We start from the raw sequence: 1143 nt of genomic DNA on the forward strand, positions 1-1143 counted from the left end.
ACAAATGGCGATACCGACGCCGCCCATAAGCCATGGTTGGGTATCGACTTGTGTTTGTGCGAATAGGGTCGCGACTTTATTAATTGGGCCACCCATATCAAAGGCTGTCATCCCGCCTAGAATTGTCCCTAACACCACCTTTGATGCTCCGGCCATGGATGCGAGAAACTCATTCATCGAAGCCATAAATAATTTAATTGGCTCACCGATCCCCCATAGCACGATGCCTGCAGAAATGATTGTACCTACCAGAGGATAAATAAAATATGCCCCCAATGCGGTCATGTTGGCTGAAAGTGGGATTTTTTTCAGTTGGAATACCACGCCACCGGCAATAAAGCCTGCCACGATACAGCCAAGGAAACCGCCGCCCATGTCGGCCATAATACCAGATGAGATCATTGCCGGTGCAAGTGCTGGTTTATCCGCAATAGAATAACCGATAAAGCCCCCTAAAATAATAGGAAACAATACCAAGCCTTTTATGCCAATATTAGAAATGTCAGCTAATAAACCATCAGCCGGTACGGCTCCTTTACCAGAGGCCATGACGGCAAGCGCCAATAATACCCCTCCGGCGACGATAAATGGCAACATGTGAGAGGTACCAAATAAAAGATGGCCTTTCATGGTACTGAGGAGTTTTTTAAAATTGCTACGATTATGGGTAGCTTGAGCGGTTAGGGTACTCATAATGTTATACCTTATGATTGAGTTAAAATAATAATTTAATGCTCACCTTTTTTATTCACTTGCCGCCTACCTGCAACTCCAAATTGTTTGAGTATCGGTGGCGTATTTGATCAAGTGTTTTTATTACGGCTTTTTATTCTTTTCTTGATGGTGATTTTGATTAAATTAACGATTGATTAATTGGATTATTCGGCTTTGATTCATGCTTAGTAAATGATGGATCTAATTTAATTAATCTTGCGGGGAGCGGAAATAGTAAAAAAGAGTCTATTACTACACATTTGTATCACTCAAGCTTAAATGTGATTTATATCGCTCAATACCAAAAACAAAAAAAGCCAGTCAAAAGAGACTGGCTGAATGGTATTCCTTTTTTGCTTGACGCTGCAGCAGTGTTGGCGACGTTCGTTTAGCCCAATCGGATATCCCCTTCCTACTTGAAGCTGCAGG

1 protein-coding gene is annotated in these 1143 nt (G+C 42.2%); it reads right to left on the reverse strand.

What is annotated here, in order from left to right; genetic code table 11:
* On the reverse strand, positions 1-693 hold a 693-nt coding region (locus B7C60_RS18335), incomplete at its 3' end, for a PTS sugar transporter subunit IIC (RefSeq protein WP_483887752.1).
* Positions 694-1143: the final 450 nt, after the last annotated feature.

Source organism: Vibrio fujianensis (assembly GCF_002749895.1).
GTDB lineage: Bacteria > Pseudomonadota > Gammaproteobacteria > Enterobacterales > Vibrionaceae > Vibrio > Vibrio fujianensis.